This window comes from Bradyrhizobium sp. JR4.3, assembly GCF_040547695.1.
GTDB classification, from domain to species: Bacteria; Pseudomonadota; Alphaproteobacteria; order Rhizobiales; family Xanthobacteraceae; genus Bradyrhizobium; species Bradyrhizobium canariense.
The window spans coordinates 90,647-106,998 of record NZ_JBEPQF010000013.1; the positions used below are offsets into that span (position 1 = coordinate 90,647).

Genomic DNA, 16,352 nt, shown 5'->3' on the forward strand with positions numbered 1-16,352 from the left:
ACTACTTTGGCAGAATGTGTTTGCGCCACTGTTTTTCAAGGATTTGCTTTCGGCAATATGGGCACTGCTGAGACGGCGGCCGAAGGATGAGATCGACGATGGCGTGACGTACGGCGGGCATGGTTGGTTGAGGCGGAGGCCCGTTGATTCTTTTTTTTCCGCCCCGCGTATGCGAGGCGATGATGTTGCAGGAAGGCGTAGGCAATCATTGTCATCAGGGCGTGGCGATGAAGACCTTGCCATGATCGCCCTTCGAAGTGATCAAGTCCAAGCTCCTCCTTCAACTGCTGATGCGCCTGCTCACAAATCCACCGTGCCTTGATCGTTGCGGCCAGCGTGCGCAGATCCGTCGCCGCCGGAAGATTGGCGAGATAGTATTTCTTCTCCCCAGAGGCACGTTGCTCGCCAATGAGCCAGGCTTCGTCTCCTGGGAGATGCTGCTGACCTTTATCCCATATCCGCTGCGGAGGGCCGTCGGCAGTCCGGACACGGAGAGCAGCAAATCGGGCTTTGAGCCGACCTTTCGTCCCGCTACGCCAACTCACGGTTTTCCATTTGGCGCTGGCCAGCATTTGTTCTGCCGCAGTCGATAAGGTATCTGGCACGTGGTGCTTTCGTGGTTTTCCGCGGACTTTGGTAATCGGCCAAATGAGCTTCACATCGACCGGATACACTTTCAGGTGCCGCGGGATGCCAACAGCCCAGACCAGCCCGCGCTCTGTTAGCCCCTGTCGAAACGGTGCGCTAAGTCCGCATCCTGCATCCGCCAGCACACATCCAAAGCGCACGTTGGCTGCCATCGCGCGGTCAATCTCGGCCAAAGCAATCTCCGGCTTGGACCGTGGCGTTCGGTGTTCGACTGGCACGCGAGCGCGCTTCAAACGAGACACGTCGCTTGTCCAACTGTCAGGCAGAAAGAGACGTAACGCGACCATCACTGGCACTTCGCCGCGCGCAAGCGTTAAAGACACCGGCATTTGGCAATTGGCCGTTTTACCGAGAGCCGACGCGTATTGAGCTGCAACACCGACCGAGCGCTCACCCTTCTTCGGCAGTGAGGTGTCATCAATAACCAGCACCGCATCCCTGCCGCCGACAAGTCGATCCGCCTGGTTGAGCAGTTCTGTCTCCAGCGGCATCGCGTCCCAGACACCGTCCGCAATGAAATGGTGCAACTGGTCGTAGTTGCTCGTGGCAAGGCGTTCCGCCATCGGCTGAACGCTCTTGCGATCGCCAGGACCGATCAAACCAGCAACATACAGAGGACACATCCGCTGCCGGGTCTTATGACCCAGCCCGTCCAAGAACGGCATCAGCCAGCGTTCAAGTTCGTCTTCCCATCCAACCATGGTCAGCCCTCCAAGAGCCGACCACCCATGAATCATTGAAAAATCGATTCGGGAATCCTATAAAACGCGACAAAATCAACATTCTGCCAAAGTAGTGCTAGGCTAGTTGCGGAGATACAGGAAGATAGAAGAGAACCGACGAATTCAGGGGCCCCGAAGCTGCTGTTTCCTGCGCCCAAAGGGTACACGCGATTCTTTACCCTGAGGACGGGCAACCGGCTGCCAGGCTGCGAAACAGAACCTGCGCTGAGCCTGTCCTTGATACAGTCACGCTCTTAGAGCCTTGACCTAGTGAACCTCCTCGAATTGTTGCACAGCTGTAGTGGGCTCGGAGCCACGAGATGTCAGATGGAAGCACGTCAACTCCGCTCGTTTCCGGACGACTACAACCGGCAAGCCATCCATCTGGTCGCATCGGGCGGCCACTCGATCGCATCGTGGAGGGAACTTGGCCTGCGCGACTCCGTGTTATAGCGCTGGGTGAGAACGACGTGGGCCGGACCGCGGCGGCGCGGCGCCCCACGACGCAGGCGACGCTGCCCTTGACGGACCGCGCGGCGGAGATTGCTCGTTTGCACGAGCGGTTGCGCATGGAGGGCGATATTTAACAGGTCATTGGGTTGGGCGCCGAGCGTTGACGACGATGGCGAGCGAGTTACGATGAGAAGGTTCACCTTGTCGAAGTCGCAAGGTCTGCGGCGTCGCGCGCGCCGGCACGGGCTGGCTCACAGCCTGCTGTTCACTTGAAGTCGACAAGCGCGCCAGGGTCGGCTGGGCGGCGATTCCATGCCAGCTCTCGTTCCCGTCGAGATCACGTCCGATCTCAAGCGACGCGCCACAATCGTCCTGTTCCCCACCTGCGCAGCGTGCAAGGGCTGGAGTCATGGAGATCGAGCTTCGGCGGCGGCTGTCGCGTTCGACTTGACCGTGACGGGGACGTTGAGGCGCTGCAGTGAGTTCTTGAGCTGCTGCGGCGACGATGATCCGGATTCCGAGCGGCGTCACGGCTTGGATCGCCGCTGGCCACACCGACATGCGTCCCGCCAGACGAAGCCTGGCTCTTACAGTTCAGGAGATTCTGAACCGCGATCCGCACGTTGGCGATCTCTACATCTTCCGAAAACGCCGCGGCGATCCGCGCAAGATCCTCGGCACGAGGCAATAGGCATATCGCGGCAGGTTAATCGGCCGTCGGCGTCAGCCGGCGCGGTATCGAGCTCAGCGGCGGTCTCCTGCAATCCGCGAGCTCGCGACTTCGCGCACGAGACTATACGGGTCATTGACGAGGCTATAGATCTGAGGCGCTGGCGCACGGCTTGCGACCTCGAGGCGGATGCGCCAGTCAGGATCATGCAGCAGCAGCGACACAAGCTGCATAGGTAGTCGTCGGGCTATCTCCAGTCTTACCGACGCCTCACGATCGTCGATCATGCGGAGCAACCATTCGTTGGGAATGCGCTGCGCCACAACACGGCGGACCTCGGCTTCCTCGTCGTCCACCATTCGGAGGAGCAGCATAGGCTCGATCCGGCTCGCGACGACAAGGCGAACATAGTAATATTCGTCTGAGGCCATGGGCAGCAATTCTTCACCCTCGAGCAGGCTCGCCACCCGCTTCCTCAGCTCGGGATTCGGATGCTTCCGTAGTTGCAACACGCAGCGTCTAGGCAGGCGAAGCATCGCATTCCATTGCACCTTTTCATTGGGATCATCGATCAGCGACTGCAGCAGAAAGACACTCGCAAACTTCGCCGCGATTGCCCTTACCTCAAAATGCGGATGGCTGAGATGGCCGTCGGCGAGATCCGGATTGCACTCGAAGAACCTCTCGATACCGCGGGGACAACGGTCGTTGACGCAGGCGTGCTTGAGCCGGCATCCGCCGATTCCGCTCAGTGCAAGATGCTCGCATGATGCGCAGTCAAGCCGGTTGCCCTCCCAGTCAAGAGCCTTGTCGATGTCATCAACCATTGTCCTGCCCACATAGGTCAGGCACGCGCAGCAACGACTTGGGTCCAAATTTTGTCGGAGGTAGCGAGCTCCAGAGGTTTTCCGAGCGCCGGCCCTGCGCCTGCATCTGAATGGCGTGATCGTAGAAGCCGATCGTCCCGTCCATCGAGCTGCCGACCAGCGCCTGCAGAGTCTTTGAGCCAACGGCTTGGAAGCTCTCGACGGTAACGTCAAGGCCATCGCCCCGAGACGACCCAAGCTTTACGCCAAGCTCGAGAGGCATACAGTTGAGGATCTGTGACCCCACGGCGATCCTCAATTTGGCCGTCTCGGGCTCGGCGGCTTGCGCCGAAATGACCCAGCAAGCGGTTAGCGCCATGACCAGCATCATTCGTGCCAAAACGTGCATGCGAACCTCCGTGGCTGTTGGGAGAGCGTTACCAGGGTTCGTGGGCAGGCGAGGGCCGCCAGACCACGAGCCGGTTTTCGGCGCGGTCGACGATGGCATCGAGGACAACAACAAGGGCGGAGAGAACGATGATTCCAGCAGATACCCTGGCGGCATCGAGGACGGCCTGGCCTGCGCAGCCGGATTGACCGCGCGCGCCCTGAAAAGGGTTGAAGAATGCGACGAAGAGAACCCGCGTCCCACCAGCCAGGAAAGACAAGACTGTCTCCTGCCGAATGGACTGCACTGCTTGGGAGGAGCGAAATTGTTGTGGCCCCCAAAAAAGAGCTCCTAGATCGCATCGAAGACTGCCTTACAATCGAGTGTTCCTTGTCGCCACACAGCAACCGTCAGGACCGACCAGACGCCAGCTTGCAACTCATCAACCTTACAGTTGTTGTCGCATGGACTTCTTGATCTCGATCAGCATCAAATAAGAAACCGGACTTGCGTTGAACAGATGCATCGACACAGATCGTCTGAAGACATTGCGCGCAGGAATGAATTATCCGTTCTAAGCACGAGCTGCGGCCGCAAGCCCTTCTACCGCTCTCGGCATGTTGTGCCGTACTGATCTGATTTTGATCGCACGGACCTAAACGTTTGTGACGCCGGTATTGGGCGGCGAGTTGTCGCGGCCCTCGCCAGTATCTACGGCAGGAATTTCAGCCAGCATCGCAGGACCCCTAATCGCTATGGCCCGGCGCTCGTGGCACGCGTATTTCTGGAAGAGGCGCGACCTTGTACGGGAATTTCTCTCCGAGAGATGAAACTGACGTGGAACCAGGGGGGCAACAGCTATACTGTCTACGCCGCCGCGATATTTCTGTCGGCGAATATCACCGGAACGAGCTCACAAACACGGGAATCGGCCATGGCGCCGATCTGGGCGTGAGCCGGGGACCGGCGTCCAAAATTTGATCCTCTGCAGGTTTGGCCGTTGAGCTGTCTGCTTTGAGCTGAAGGTCTTTTGATTGTTAGGCCTTGTCCGCGCCACCGGCCCGATCGTGCTGGATGCGTTGAACAGCGGCCGTCAAGTCGAGATAGTTGAAACGTCATTTGCAGGTATTCGGCATGCAACATCAACCAGAATCTGTTCTCGGCAGCAGCTCCGATCGTTGGCTGACGTTCCACAGTGGTCTGGGAGAGCCGCTCCGGGCGCGTTGCGCAACAGCGGCGATGTGTCAGGTCTGCGATCTCCTCATCACTGAGGAGAATTGAGTCACACGCCAGACGAGGTCTTCGCACTGTTTTGGTAGGACGAACTTGCCCATGCGCAAGCGCTATGTTCATCCTCTTGACCTAGGCAATAACTTCCCGTCCACCCTGCAACAGACTCATTTCGAAAGACACCGCCATGCAACCGGCTGCGTTACTATCACGCTCCGCGGCACTGCTCACCGAAGCACAGGTTTTCCTCCCTGAAATTGGACGTACCGTCGAATGGCGCGAACCTGTTACGCGGACGACTTGTACATTGCTGCACTATATCAACCCCGACCCCTTGCTCAACTCAATGACTGTCCAGTTACTGGCAAACAGCGACTAGCTAGATTGGTCAAGATTGAAGCGCCAAGGCGAATGATGATCTGTCCTTGTTGAGATGTGCGTTCGCGGCATTTGGATCTGCAAGGCCGGTGCGAGCGCTTTGCCGAAGACATCTTCGAAGATCGGCCCCGGATCTTGACAGCCGAACATCGGGTGCAGTGGATGATGGGCTGGAACGAAATCCTCCAACCGCTTCATCGTGAACAGCTGCTCCATGAACAGTCGCTCCCGCGCATCGAACCGTTTCGCCAAGGTGGATTAGCAGTCTATCTTTAGCGTAGATATTTCAGCAGCCTGCTAGGCGCCTGCCGCCACGTGCGGGCGACGTCGGCATCAACCGGCGGGCAGATGCGCCAAGGGCAACAACCGCGCCTGACGCAAGGCCGCCAGATCAGCCGAGCCGGTGCAGAAGCAGGCGACGGCCAAGTGGCCGATGACGATCTCGAAATGCGCGACAACCGCGCGGTGAACACCGTCGCCGCGCAGCACGCCGGCCGCCTTGCCCGGCAATGTCCGCGGCCAGGCGGATGGCCTTGGCGAGGTCGACGCCGTCGCAGATCCCGCCCGCCGCGATCAGCTTCACCGTTGGCAGCGCTCGACTTACCCGCTCTCCAGTAACAACGATGCGACAAGCGGCGGCGTGACGTATCGGAACGGCCGGCCAGGGTCTTGGACCGGATAATGACGCTTGGCCCTGTCCGCACTCTTCGAAAAAACCACAAGCCAGTAACGCAACGCCGGGCAACTTACCCAGACAACTGGTCTCCACCAGGCCGTGATCCTAACCGCCGGTTCCGCACGACCAGTGTTGAATGTCGCTGGCAACCGAGACTAACCTGGAATCTGCACCGGCAGTGCGGAATAACCGTGCACAAAATTAGATTCAACTCGCTCCGGTTCGCCGACCACCTTTACCTCCAGAGATCGGTTCAGCATCTCCTCCCACAGGATTTTCAGCTGCAGCTCTGCGAGATGCCTACCCACGCAACGGTGAATCCCAAATCCAAATGAGAGATGTTGTCGTACATTTTCTCGATCAATGATGAAGCTGTTGGGGTTCGCAATGACTTCGTCGTCTCGGTTGCCAGAGATATACCACATCACAACTTTATCGCCTCGCCTGATTTGCTTGTGGCCTATCGCCAAATCGTCCACAGCCGTCCGGCGCATGTGCGCGATAGGCGTTTGGTATCGTATAATCTCGGATACCGCACCGGGCAGTAGCGAAGCATCATCTCGGAGTTTTCGCAGTTCGGACGGATTTTGGCTCATGAACAAGACGCCACCACTGATTGAGTTGCGCGTAGTATCGTTGCCTCCAACAATCAGCAGAATGAGGTTCCCCAGGAACTCGCGCGGCTCCATGTTTCGCGTCGCCGGCGAATGCGCCATCATCGAGATCAGGTCAGCGCGCGGCTCGCAATTGACCCGTTCGCTCCAGAGTCGTGTGAAATAGTCCAGGCACTCCGACAGCACCACCTTTCGCTTTTCCCAGCTGTCGATCTGGTCGCCCATTTGTGGCGTCAAGGCAGCTACGTCCGACCAGTAGGTCAGCAACCGTCGATCCTGAAATGGAAAATCGAACAGCGTGGCCAGCATTTGGGTCGTCAACTCGATCGAGACCCTGTCGACCCAGTTGAAGGTATCATTGCGCGGCAAAGCGTCCAAGATCTTCTGAACCCGCGAGCGGATCAAGCCTTCAAGATTCGCCAGGTTCTCCGATGCCGCTATCGGACTGATAGTCTTACGCTGCTGAGCATGGAGAGGAGGACTCATTTTGATGAAACTGGGGGTCCAATACTTCTCCGGCGGGTCGACAATTGTGACGCTTCGCTCTGATGAGAATGTTGTGTGATTTGAGTCCACGGCTATGATGTCGCGGTATTTTGTTATCGACCAATATGGTCCGTATGGGCTGTCTTCGCAATAATGGACGGGATCTTCCCTTCGCAGCCGCTCGAAACAAGGCCAAACGGTATCATCCTTAAAGCGCTTGGGCTCGCTTACATCAAGGCGCCTCAGCGGGATATCAGCACTCTCGCAAGCGTTCTCTGCCGAAAATGGTATCATGGTTGTCTCGCGGACATTGGCCTGCAATTTTGCTTGCTCAGCTGAGTGCGTTCTTAGAGTTCGCTGGGAAGCTCGCTCGAAACACAACGAGCTTGGGCGGCGCACTAACAATGTATGTCGCAAGTCCATGGCTCGGGTTCGAGAGCTCTGAAATCATGTTGCTCGAAGTTGGGTCGACCTTGGTTCGGCTCCTGTCGATGAAGAATAATGGCAAAGCGAGCGAAGCTCTCCTACCAGGCTTGGGAGGTGTACGAACGCGTGTTTTTGTGGTAGTCAATACCAGGACGCAAGCACTCGCAGCTTCGCAGCTATGGCACGCAGCCGCTCATCCTCATTCTCTCGGGCACGCACGCCCTTTGCAGCGAAGGTGGCGTCGAGAGCTGGGCGGCCCTGGAGTCGATCGTGAACACAGCAAAGCTCTATGAGCTCGACCCGCAGGTCTACCTGACTGACGTGCTGGAGCCCATCGCCTCCGCGGGAACCAAGAACCATCGGCTGCACGGGCTGCTCGCCTGGAACTGCAAGGCGGCCCGCCAGCGCGCTGCGCAGGCCGCTGCGTAAGCCCACTCGCCATAAAGCATCGTCGATGACCGCCGTCGCGATGTCGATTGCGTTGCTCGAACGATGGCTCCGGGCTCGCGTCGATCAGCATCCTGCCGCCACAAGTCTTCCCATGCTCGACGGTCACGTCGCCGCGATCGTGGCCGGACCGATGTCATGAGCCCGCTCGATTGGATCTGGCCGCTGCTCCATTGATGCCGATGCTTTCAACCACGGTGGCACCCCGGAGTTCGCCGCGATCTCCGCCGTTGCGCTGCGCCATAACCAGATCAGCCAAATCCTTTCGACCACGCATCGCCAGTTCGAGCCGATGCACCGCCGCAAAGCCAATGGCAACGTCGATCCGCGTCCTTGTTGTCAGGATTTCTATGCCGCGATGCGGCTCAAACTGTCGGCGTTGGCGCCATTGCTGGACGCCAGCAACTGTCAATCACGGCCTGCTTCTGCCTATTCTGCTGCACTGTGCCGACGATCAGGGACAGCCGCTGCTCGGAGCACCACAAAGCGGCCGCGAGACGCGGCGCGCCTACGCCGATATTCCGCCGCCCGTCGAGGCCATCCGCCAGCACTAGATGCCGATCCGCTACGCGCGCCCGCTGATCACCGCAAACGTTGGACCTCACACCGGTTACATCCTAGATGCCTGCTCGAGGATCGCCCTCGCCTGATCGAGGACGTCGCTCCACCGGCAAGCCTTGATCTCCGCTTCGCAGGCCATGATTGGCATGGCCGCATACTGCGGTTTGTTCAGCAAGCGGTCGTATTCCGCGGAATCCTGCCATTATACCGGTTGAATTCCTGCCGGGCAGCCATCGCGGCTGGGGGGTCGATGAAACCGGGCAGAATGATGCTCGACACCTTGACCGGAGACGTTGTTGGCTGCGCCGACGCGCTAGCACCACCGTTCAAACACGGTGGCGTCAAGCTCGCGCAGCCAACCTTCGAGACCATCGAGCCGCTTCGCTCGGGCACTTGAACGCCTTTACCCCGCCGGCCACCACGTCGTCCTTCACCGTGTGATGGCGCGGCAGCCCAGCTGCCGCGCAATCCGCTTCAGGATCAATCCACGACGAGCCTTCCGTGATTCATTCCTCGTTCATTCACTCTCTCCTCGGCTATCCGAGGAGGAGCAATTCCTCGTGACGCTGAGGGGGCAGTTTTCCACGGCCCGTGACAAATCCGGCGACCGGGGCGACGAACCGATGCCCCGTTTCGCCTCGGAGTAAGCGCATTGCATGCTTTCGATGGAAGCCCGTCACAACCACAAACTCGTCAAGAATGCGCGCGTTCTCCGCGGGGCTCGCCTCACTTTAGCGCAGCCCCACAGCGGCTGTCTCTTCGAGTCACATACCCAGTTGCCTCGTTATCGCCCCGCAGTCCCATCCCACCGGGGAGATAATTTCGTGAGGCAACGGCCTAGCATTCAGGAACATTTCAGGTGGCGCAATGCGCCCCTCACCACCACGATGTGCCGCCGTTGCGATTCCCGCCGTCCCCAATTTCCGGCGATAGCTCCCGTCAGCTTATCGAAAAACTAAGCGTCTTAAACACGATAACGTCTCATCGCAGACTGAGTGATCTGGTCGGTCCCATAAGGAGTATGGATCTCTTTGAGGGGACACATTCAGCGCGGCGATGGCTCCCTCCCGCATCTTCCGAGCGAGAGGACCGGGAAAACGAGCGCGGCGCAGTGGGACGGAGTCGTGACAGGCTGTTCAGCAAACCTGGCGGATTCGGGAGGGCGACAGGGCCAAACCCTTGAGGACTAGCCTTGACTCATCCATCGGTGAAGCCGACCAGTTCCTTGCGGCCTACCGGCCGTCGCGCCGATCAGCACCAGGATGCACTACTTTTCGTCCTCGAGGCGGGTTCGAGATGGATGCCGTCGGCCCAGATGTAGACGTAGCGCTTCGCCGACAGATCGCGCTTCTGCCACGCGGTGTGTTCATCGAGCCAACCGTCCTTCAGGCGACCGATGGCGGAGGCCGACAACCCGGCAGCATCCTTGCCGAGCAGCGCAGCCAGCGCTTCCGAGAAGTCGCCGGTCGAGATACCCTTCAGGTACAGGATCGGCAGCAGCTTCTCAATCGATTTCGAGCGGCGCATGTATGGCGGCAGGATCGACGGAGAGAACCGGATTCGGCCCGGATTGGTGGCGGCGGCTTCGCGATCACGCACACGCGGCTGGCGGACGGCGACCGGACCGATACGGGTCATCACTTCGGGCTGCGGCAGGTGCCGTGGCGGACCACCCGCTGCTCGCCGTCCCCAGTCTCCAGATCTGCATGCCTGTCGAGGAAGTCCGCGACCTCGGCCTCGACCACCTTGGCAAGCAGCGCACGCGCTCCATTGCGTAGGATTTCGGTGAGTTGATCGTCGAAGAATCCTGGCTGAATCAGCTTGATAACGTTATCCTGTGGCACGGCATATCGCTCCTTTGGTGGAGAAGTGGAGGCGTTAAGCACCCCCACGATATGCCGCCTTCCCGATTCCCGCCGTCACCAACTTTCGGCGATAGCTCTTTCCCGGCTTCCTCGCTACTATGACCCCGTCCGACTCCCGAGGCCACCGCCTTTCGCGACGTTGAGCGGCTATCCTCGCCTAAACGGGTTGACCCCGTTGTTTGCATCACCCTGCCAGCGTGCCATGCCCATTACCCCGGCGGATCAGGTGGGTGCCCACCCGTGCTGCCTTCCCCGCTACGCTGGCGGGTCGGCATCCGCATCTTCACTTTCGAGGCCTGCTCAGGCTTCACTCATGTTATGGCCCGCTGGCTTGCTCAGCTGCCCAAGGCGACCTTTGTCACGAGGCTTCAGTGCAACCAGTTACCCAGCCACCCTGCTCGTCAGCTACCAGACCTATCTACAATTATCCGCGTGGATTCTTCCTCCACTGGTGACACACGCCCTTTCGGGGCACACAGCGTAAGCTTGGAAAGGCCAGCCGCGGGGAAATGAGTTGCACCTCGCCTTGCAAAGCGTGAGCACCGTGGGGCGAGGGTGAGGGCCCCCTGTGCGTCAGCCTTTTGTCAGCTCTCGCGCCTATCACCGTCCGCAGGTCTCGCGTAGGCCAGTACGGTCCAACTTTTACGATAGGAGAGCTACCGCATGTATAGCAGAATCACTGGTTCATCCAGCCAATTTCCAAGCGCGAGCGAGGTCGATGAATCGGAGTTATCAGCAGATGCCGGCAGTTTTACGCAACCGCTTGCAGACGCGGCGGCTGGTTCGTCCTCGGGGGCGACAAGGCCGTACTCCCTCGTTTCCGAACCTCCCATCGATGAGATTGACAGGGGGGCATTCAGGCGAGAACTCGGGAATTTCTATGGTCGCGACCTCAAGCACGCAGTCGATAGTCCGCAAGAGTACTCGGATTGCGTGTCCGAAAAAAGCTGGGCGCACAGCGATGGTCGCCAGACTCGCATCCAACGTAGAGGATTCGGACCAGGCGCGATATTTCAGCTATCAGTTGGGTGACAAGAGTGTCGGGCTTCTAAAAACCGAAGGGCGACGTCGCATGGGAGGAGAGGCGTGGAACCAGCACTTTCCTGGGCGAAAACACATTTCGTCCGTTGTCGGTCTCCGGGTTACTCATCCGCTCGTCGAGAACGCAGGCGATATTCTGCTGGAACATCAACTTCGGCTTGATGGCAAACGGACGTTGGTCATGTCGCGTCCTGCCTCGGATGAGGCGAAGGCCCGTCTACAGCAGATGGGTTTTGTTCACGTGGGTGACAATCAATATGTGCTTGACCCCACGCAGCACCCCGACAAGTGGACGCTGAACGAGCAGGGAAAATGGCAGCGGGCGGACAAGCCTCGGCTATATCTCTCCAAAGCTGAGAGTAGCGATGACGAAAACGAAGGAAGCTTCGAGGAAAATTCGGGCGAAGAATACATCGAAACGGATTCGTCTCCGGATGAGTTTGGTTGGTACTTCGACCGGCTAAAATTAGGCCCGGGGACCGACTAGCGGGAGTCGCACCGGGTGCGGCTTGGCCCGAAAGTGGCCAACTTCTTAGCCGCATGCACCGGGGCGAAAGTAGCACTGCAATGGGAGCGCCCGCCACACGCGGGCGTGCTCCTGATGTCACACGCGAGCGATATAGATTCGGAATTGGCATAGGCTCGAGTCAGGTTGCAGCTCCGGCTCAATGGAAGCATCGCATGTGCTGCGCGATGAATGTGCCGGCGACGAGCCTGTGGAGCACGGTCCGCTTTTCGAATGCGTGTGAAACCAGGATTGGAGATCGATCAGCTCTTGCGCGCGCTGTTCGGCATCGTGGCGCGCTTGCGCGCTGGTCGCTCGCAGTCCTGCGGGAAATGTCCTTCCGACCAGAGTTGATCTTATGAAAGTGAAGATTGCCGCTAGCCCGAAGCTGGCCTGTCGACTTACGTGCCGAAGAAGGATCTCGAAGAGTCGGCGGTCGGATCGGGGCACGACACGCTGTGGCGCGGGTGGATAAGAATTGCCAATGGCTGGGTGCTCGATCTGCTTGAGATGGCGGGTGACACGCCGTTGTCGATCACGTAATGCCAGGAACGTGGTGAGGCCGGAGATGACCGATGAAGACGACCCCGCTCAATGCGAACGACGCGGAGACGATCCTCATTGGCCTCGGCCTTAGGTAGCGTGCCCGCAGCCTTATTCCCTATCTCGTCCTTGCCTCACCGAGTTGTCCAAAGCGATGTGCCGATGACGCCGGAGGCATTGGCTACCTTCTTCGCCAGCAACGTTGCGCTGCCCCGCCGGACCAAGGGCAATGTCTGCGCGTCGGCGCAGTACATCGAGACCAACAAACGCCTCGACGGCACTGATGGCGCAGGCTTTTGCCCCACCGGTCGAGCTGACAGCACTTTATCATTATCTCGCGGAGCTGTTTCTGTTAAATGCGACCGTCAGGAATGATGATTAGGGCAATTCCACCACCCGTCGTGTCAACATCGCCGAACCCAATCGAGCCGCTCTATTGATCTCATTCCCGGAGTCCAGAAGATAGACAGGAAATCCGCCGAGGAGCCTTGGAATTCCCCCGCGTCAGTATGCAGAAACAGGATGGCCCGCCAAAACGACATCTTTCTTCAAGGCAGCCCGACCGCGACAGGCGCGGTGTCGAGTCACAAGGGAGCGATAAAGGTAAAGAGCCCCTCAACGAGGGTGGCGTTCGAGGCATCGCATTTGAATTGGGAACGCGGGCGCGGGTACAGCTGTGTCCCGAAACTGGTCAGCTTACTGACAGCTAGGCTCCCTAAGATGAGAACGTGGTCTCTTGACGGCGGTTGCCGCCGATGGGGCAACTGGTGACAAGCCAAGGGAAAGCTCTGGCGGATTTGAGCCCACGTTCTGAAACCAATAGGAGAGCTGTATGGATTTCAACCGGATCGACGGTGCTGGGTCTCCAGGATGGTCCCCAAGTGCCTACGAGTGGACCCAAGAAGATCATGACCTATTTAGTCGAGTGATCAATGAAGCCGGGCCATCCTCATCTGCCGAGCCAGACAACACGGTATATGATGTCTCATGGGCCGTTCCCGAAATATTTTCGCACGGCTCCCAAGCCGCTCCGCTCCGAATGATCGAGAAACTGACCCACCACGGTCTCCTGCCCGACTCGGAGCAGCCGACGATGAGCTACGAGATCCGGGGTCATCTCTATATGGCCGCATGGGATGCGTCTGAGAGCGGCGTACGCCTCATTCATAACCCACCGGAAGCTCAAATGCCGCGACTCGGGTCGACGGGCGCGCCAGATTTCGGAGCGTTTTTCGTTGAGACCCGGCATGATGGTGTGCCCCCCCCGGAGCAATGGGCCCCGTTGGCGCTTATTGAAAAGCTGCGGGAACATGGGCTCATGCCTACCGCAGACCACCCAACAATCATTTCGCTCGACAACAAGCTTTATAACGCCGAGCTAGAACAAGGAGGCTTCGTTAAGCTTACGCGCTAGACCTGAACTCTATGCGGTGGTTGAGTCGAGTTGGCTGGGCTGGAGTTCCTCCGGCCCAGCCGGCTTCTACCACGTAGACAATTCACCGTTCGCCAGGGGTTGTCCGCATCGCCAGTGGGCGCGCATTTTATCGAACCCGCTGGCAATTGGCGAGCATGAACGCTGTGGCAGTTGAGTGGCTACGTAAGCGGGTGGCGGTCCGGCGGATTTCCTGAATGCAGTACCGGCCAATAGCGATGCAGCGGTAGCGCTCGCGATCGCGCTCCTGCCATATGGCGCTACTCGCAGGGAGATGGCGCTAAGCATCAAGCATCGGCAGCATAGAGAATTAAGCAATCGAGCAGAGAATTCCCACCAGCCCGATCGCCGAAGAGAGCGGCAGATGAAGAACTCGCACGCGATGCCGGCGAGATCGGCGCGGGCGCGGACTGCGATGGGTTGGCGGAGTTCTTCTGGATCGGCTGGAAGGGAGCAGTGATGTGGGCCCGCCTCGTCAAGAACGGCTTCCGCTCGATACTTTCATCGTCGGCTTTATCGCCGGCCTGCCGCGTCCGGACGGGCCGAAGGGCAGACCCAGAAGAAAATCGTGAAAAGGAGTTCGAGTTGTTTAAAGCCGTGTTGATCGAGAAGGACGAGCGGGGATATCGCGCCGACGTTGCCGAAATTACCGGAAACCGACCTCCCCGGCGAAGCCATGCATGAGACGCCACAGTTCAAGCTGCTATTATCAACCCGCGCATCAGAGCTTGATGACAAAGCTGAATATGTCGCCTCTTGCCCCCGATCAGCTCTATCGCGATCGCTCGAGTTCTATTTCGCATGCTTTGAACACATCAGAGCACCGGTCAGCCCGACCTACATTTGTTGTTTCTGATGTGCGAGGTTCGCAAATGTCTTTGAAATAGTCGGCTCATGTTTATGGATCGCTTCGTTCGTGACCCTCAGCATGCGCGATGCGCCGCTCCATAATCTATTCGGCAGTTGGATGCGGTCCATAAAAAAATGGATTTGTTGATTTTACCCTGAAGGCCGACAGTGCAATCGCTGTTGGAAGGAGCATCCAGGAAAATCATGCGCAAAGCGTTCGTCAGTCCGTCGCAGGCCAACTCAAGGACCAGTTGGCGGCAGCAAGACGTGGATACCCAACGGGCTATAGTGTGGCTGTTAACTGCGACGTCTGAGCCGAATCGATCTATCGCACTGTCGAGCACGCAATGGCTTGCCCAAAACGCAAAGAAAGATGTTGCCTGATTGCTCGTGCGCGGGGCGTAGTTTTGGAGCACGAGCTGACTAGGTCGACCACCGTGTGCCAGTCGATGGACTCGCCCGGGTTGGCTCGTCGCAGTTCGGTGCCCCCGCAAGGGAGTTGGTATTCGATCAATCACTGTCAAAGCCACTTGAATCGCACCTAACGTCAGAGTGTAGGCTTTGCGACCAGTCGCGGCATCGGTCGCCTCAACCCTTGCTGACAGTTAGGCAATAATAGCGAATGTCTGAAGGCTATAACATCGCGCCGCTCGACTGCGTGACGCTTTGCGAGCATCCCTCCTGCCGAGGGCCTGTCGGAAAGATCTCTTGTGCAACAGGGCGTACGATTCGCCGCTGCCCAGTTGCAACCGGAAACTCCGGGCGGACCGAGAGCAAGGCGGACTGTCTCCGTCCGCCCCTGCCGCGCCTAGCGCAACTTCGATACCATGCCGTTTGCGCCGAGAGATGAATTGCACGCGCCGCAACCGCTCAAACCAGATGGATGACAAAGCCAACATGCGGCCGAATCGATTACTGATTCACTTCCTATTGTTTCCACGGCCACATTTCTGGACAACAGCCTGACTGCTGCATCGGGGACGTCAGACATGACTGAATAAAGCGACTGCTGGAACTCGCTAGTTTATCTCATCGGGTCGGGAGGGAGGCTTCCTCCCGTCCGAGCCAGATCGGTCGTTCGCACCAGTATCTATTGGCTCATTGGCCTTCAGAGGCCCAATCTACCTTCAGGCAACTTGCATTGGGGTCACTTGGCGGTGCATCAGATCGAGAGCACAGCAAGACCGACGCAAACCAATCGATTTTGGGAGCTTCAAATGCCGAATCCTCGTGTCTATTCAGGCAGAAATCCTGCCATTGTCTCGTGCGCTTTTGCTTCAGGCTCGGAGAGCGGCAGTATCGATAATGTCCTCAGCGGGTCAATGACCGCGGTAACTGCGGGCATACGGATGCGCCAGCGTTCTGCTATGGCCCTCGATGTCCAGAAACGATTCAGGCGCTCTTCCAGCCGGAAGGGCATCTTGAGCGTCGCCGACAATGTGTGCGACCCCGGGCGAGACGCCGCAGTCGCCAACAGGCTGAACAAGCTCGGGTGACACTCGTCGGTGGCGACCATGATCTCCGCTATTGGTCCGGGCTTCGGACGGTCAGACGAAAGGCGAGCTCTTGAGATCGGCCAGACCTCATTTACGGCCGTAATGCGCTCGGCTTT

General features: G+C 58.6%; 17 protein-coding genes and 3 pseudogenes. 10 read left to right on the forward strand and 10 right to left on the reverse strand.

Going from position 1 to position 16,352, the window contains the following annotated elements; translation table 11 throughout:
- Nucleotides 1-35: 35 nt before the first annotated feature.
- Entirely contained in the window at nucleotides 36-1,385 is a 1,350-nt protein-coding gene (locus ABIB91_RS21475; RefSeq protein WP_354165659.1) for an IS701 family transposase, read from the reverse strand.
- Nucleotides 1,386-2,328: 943 nt separating this feature from the next.
- On the opposite strand from ABIB91_RS21475, the gene tnpB reads away from it, so the two are divergent.
- Complete coding sequence (tnpB, locus tag ABIB91_RS21480) at nucleotides 2,329-2,514, forward strand: IS66 family insertion sequence element accessory protein TnpB (protein ID WP_354165656.1); 186 nt, start codon at nucleotides 2,329-2,331, stop codon at nucleotides 2,512-2,514.
- A gap of 53 nt (nucleotides 2,515-2,567) precedes the next feature.
- On the opposite strand, the gene ABIB91_RS21485 is transcribed toward tnpB, so the two are convergent.
- From ABIB91_RS21485 to ABIB91_RS21510, 6 genes and pseudogenes are all read right to left on the reverse strand, one after another.
- Nucleotides 2,568-3,320 carry a 4Fe4S-binding leucine-rich repeat protein gene (locus ABIB91_RS21485; protein WP_354165653.1) on the reverse strand — a complete coding sequence of 251 codons (753 nt, stop codon included), beginning with the start codon at nucleotides 3,318-3,320 and terminating at the stop codon, nucleotides 2,568-2,570.
- Nucleotides 3,313-3,708: a type 2 periplasmic-binding domain-containing protein gene (locus ABIB91_RS21490; protein ID WP_279686275.1), complete on the reverse strand. Its 396-nt coding sequence runs from the start codon at nucleotides 3,706-3,708 to the stop codon at nucleotides 3,313-3,315. The genes ABIB91_RS21485 and ABIB91_RS21490 overlap by 8 nt, the downstream gene beginning before the upstream one ends.
- 28 nt (nucleotides 3,709-3,736) lie before the next feature.
- Nucleotides 3,737-3,967: a hypothetical protein gene (locus ABIB91_RS21495; protein WP_354129268.1), complete on the reverse strand. Its 231-nt coding sequence runs from the start codon at nucleotides 3,965-3,967 to the stop codon at nucleotides 3,737-3,739.
- A gap of 1,325 nt (nucleotides 3,968-5,292) precedes the next feature.
- A complete protein-coding gene (locus tag ABIB91_RS21500; RefSeq protein ID WP_354129295.1) occupies nucleotides 5,293-5,511 on the reverse strand; it encodes a hypothetical protein in 219 nt (72 codons plus the stop codon).
- A 117-nt stretch (nucleotides 5,512-5,628) separates the two neighbouring features.
- Nucleotides 5,629-5,905 (reverse strand): annotated as a pseudogene (locus ABIB91_RS21505) (type 2 isopentenyl-diphosphate Delta-isomerase); the annotation flags it as partial.
- Between the two features lie 221 nt (nucleotides 5,906-6,126).
- Nucleotides 6,127-7,365, reverse strand: coding sequence for a cytochrome P450 (locus ABIB91_RS21510; RefSeq protein ID WP_354165636.1), 1,239 nt, complete (start codon nucleotides 7,363-7,365; stop codon nucleotides 6,127-6,129).
- A 402-nt stretch (nucleotides 7,366-7,767) separates the two neighbouring features.
- Between ABIB91_RS21510 and ABIB91_RS21515 the strand changes: the two genes are divergently transcribed.
- Nucleotides 7,768-7,926, forward strand: a complete 159-nt coding sequence (locus tag ABIB91_RS21515) for a transposase domain-containing protein (RefSeq protein WP_354165613.1) — start codon at nucleotides 7,768-7,770, stop codon at nucleotides 7,924-7,926.
- Nucleotides 7,927-8,080: 154 nt separating this feature from the next.
- On the opposite strand, the gene ABIB91_RS21520 is transcribed toward ABIB91_RS21515, so the two are convergent.
- A complete protein-coding gene (locus ABIB91_RS21520; protein WP_354165606.1) occupies nucleotides 8,081-8,356 on the reverse strand; it encodes a hypothetical protein in 276 nt (91 codons plus the stop codon).
- A gap of 414 nt (nucleotides 8,357-8,770) precedes the next feature.
- On the opposite strand from ABIB91_RS21520, the gene ABIB91_RS21525 reads away from it, so the two are divergent.
- On the forward strand, nucleotides 8,771-8,902 hold the full coding sequence (locus ABIB91_RS21525; RefSeq protein WP_354165599.1) for a hypothetical protein: 132 nt from the start codon (nucleotides 8,771-8,773) through the stop codon (nucleotides 8,900-8,902).
- A gap of 803 nt (nucleotides 8,903-9,705) precedes the next feature.
- On the opposite strand, the pseudogene ABIB91_RS21530 reads toward ABIB91_RS21525, so the two are convergent.
- Nucleotides 9,706-10,349: pseudogene (locus ABIB91_RS21530) on the reverse strand (transposase); the annotation flags it as partial.
- A 684-nt stretch (nucleotides 10,350-11,033) separates the two neighbouring features.
- Here ABIB91_RS21530 and ABIB91_RS41735 point away from each other — a divergent pair.
- From ABIB91_RS41735 to ABIB91_RS21560, 7 genes and pseudogenes are all read left to right on the forward strand, one after another.
- On the forward strand, nucleotides 11,034-11,402 hold the full coding sequence (locus tag ABIB91_RS41735; RefSeq protein ID WP_502917005.1) for a hypothetical protein: 369 nt from the start codon (nucleotides 11,034-11,036) through the stop codon (nucleotides 11,400-11,402).
- Nucleotides 11,332-11,898 carry a host specificity protein gene (locus ABIB91_RS21535; RefSeq protein WP_354165590.1) on the forward strand — a complete coding sequence of 189 codons (567 nt, stop codon included), beginning with the start codon at nucleotides 11,332-11,334 and terminating at the stop codon, nucleotides 11,896-11,898. Before ABIB91_RS41735 ends, ABIB91_RS21535 begins: the two co-directional genes overlap by 71 nt.
- Nucleotides 11,899-12,309: 411 nt before the next feature.
- Nucleotides 12,310-12,459: a putative nitrogen fixation protein NifT gene (gene nifT / locus ABIB91_RS21540; protein WP_354129294.1), complete on the forward strand. Its 150-nt coding sequence runs from the start codon at nucleotides 12,310-12,312 to the stop codon at nucleotides 12,457-12,459.
- Nucleotides 12,460-12,621: 162 nt separating this feature from the next.
- Complete coding sequence (locus ABIB91_RS21545) at nucleotides 12,622-12,834, forward strand: hypothetical protein (RefSeq protein WP_354165583.1); 213 nt, start codon at nucleotides 12,622-12,624, stop codon at nucleotides 12,832-12,834.
- A gap of 457 nt (nucleotides 12,835-13,291) precedes the next feature.
- Nucleotides 13,292-13,873: a hypothetical protein gene (locus tag ABIB91_RS21550; protein ID WP_354129257.1), complete on the forward strand. Its 582-nt coding sequence runs from the start codon at nucleotides 13,292-13,294 to the stop codon at nucleotides 13,871-13,873.
- Nucleotides 13,874-14,135: 262 nt separating this feature from the next.
- Nucleotides 14,136-14,258 (forward strand): annotated as a pseudogene (locus ABIB91_RS21555) (IS6 family transposase); the annotation flags it as partial.
- Nucleotides 14,259-14,311: 53 nt separating this feature from the next.
- Nucleotides 14,312-14,575, forward strand: coding sequence for a hypothetical protein (locus ABIB91_RS21560; RefSeq protein ID WP_354165574.1), 264 nt, complete (start codon nucleotides 14,312-14,314; stop codon nucleotides 14,573-14,575).
- Between the two features lie 1,399 nt (nucleotides 14,576-15,974).
- On the opposite strand, the gene ABIB91_RS21565 is transcribed toward ABIB91_RS21560, so the two are convergent.
- Nucleotides 15,975-16,256: a hypothetical protein gene (locus ABIB91_RS21565; protein WP_354165569.1), complete on the reverse strand. Its 282-nt coding sequence runs from the start codon at nucleotides 16,254-16,256 to the stop codon at nucleotides 15,975-15,977.
- Nucleotides 16,257-16,352: the final 96 nt, after the last annotated feature.

Coding starts and splice junctions, on each gene's coding strand:
- ABIB91_RS21475 (WP_354165659.1), bottom strand. CDS start 1,385: ATGATTCATGGGTGGTCGGCTCTTGGAGGGCTGACCATGGTTGGATGG.
- tnpB (WP_354165656.1), top strand. CDS start 2,329: ATGATCCGGATTCCGAGCGGCGTCACGGCTTGGATCGCCGCTGGCCAC.
- ABIB91_RS21485 (WP_354165653.1), bottom strand. CDS start 3,320: ATGGTTGATGACATCGACAAGGCTCTTGACTGGGAGGGCAACCGGCTT.
- ABIB91_RS21490 (WP_279686275.1), bottom strand. CDS start 3,708: ATGCACGTTTTGGCACGAATGATGCTGGTCATGGCGCTAACCGCTTGC.
- ABIB91_RS21500 (WP_354129295.1), bottom strand. CDS start 5,511: ATGGAGCAGCTGTTCACGATGAAGCGGTTGGAGGATTTCGTTCCAGCC.
- ABIB91_RS21510 (WP_354165636.1), bottom strand. CDS start 7,365: ATGATACCATTTTCGGCAGAGAACGCTTGCGAGAGTGCTGATATCCCG.
- ABIB91_RS21525 (WP_354165599.1), top strand. CDS start 8,771: ATGATGCTCGACACCTTGACCGGAGACGTTGTTGGCTGCGCCGACGCG.
- ABIB91_RS41735 (WP_502917005.1), top strand. CDS start 11,034: ATGTATAGCAGAATCACTGGTTCATCCAGCCAATTTCCAAGCGCGAGC.
- ABIB91_RS21535 (WP_354165590.1), top strand. CDS start 11,332: ATGGTCGCCAGACTCGCATCCAACGTAGAGGATTCGGACCAGGCGCGA.
- ABIB91_RS21545 (WP_354165583.1), top strand. CDS start 12,622: ATGACGCCGGAGGCATTGGCTACCTTCTTCGCCAGCAACGTTGCGCTG.
- ABIB91_RS21550 (WP_354129257.1), top strand. CDS start 13,292: ATGGATTTCAACCGGATCGACGGTGCTGGGTCTCCAGGATGGTCCCCA.
- ABIB91_RS21565 (WP_354165569.1), bottom strand. CDS start 16,256: ATGGTCGCCACCGACGAGTGTCACCCGAGCTTGTTCAGCCTGTTGGCG.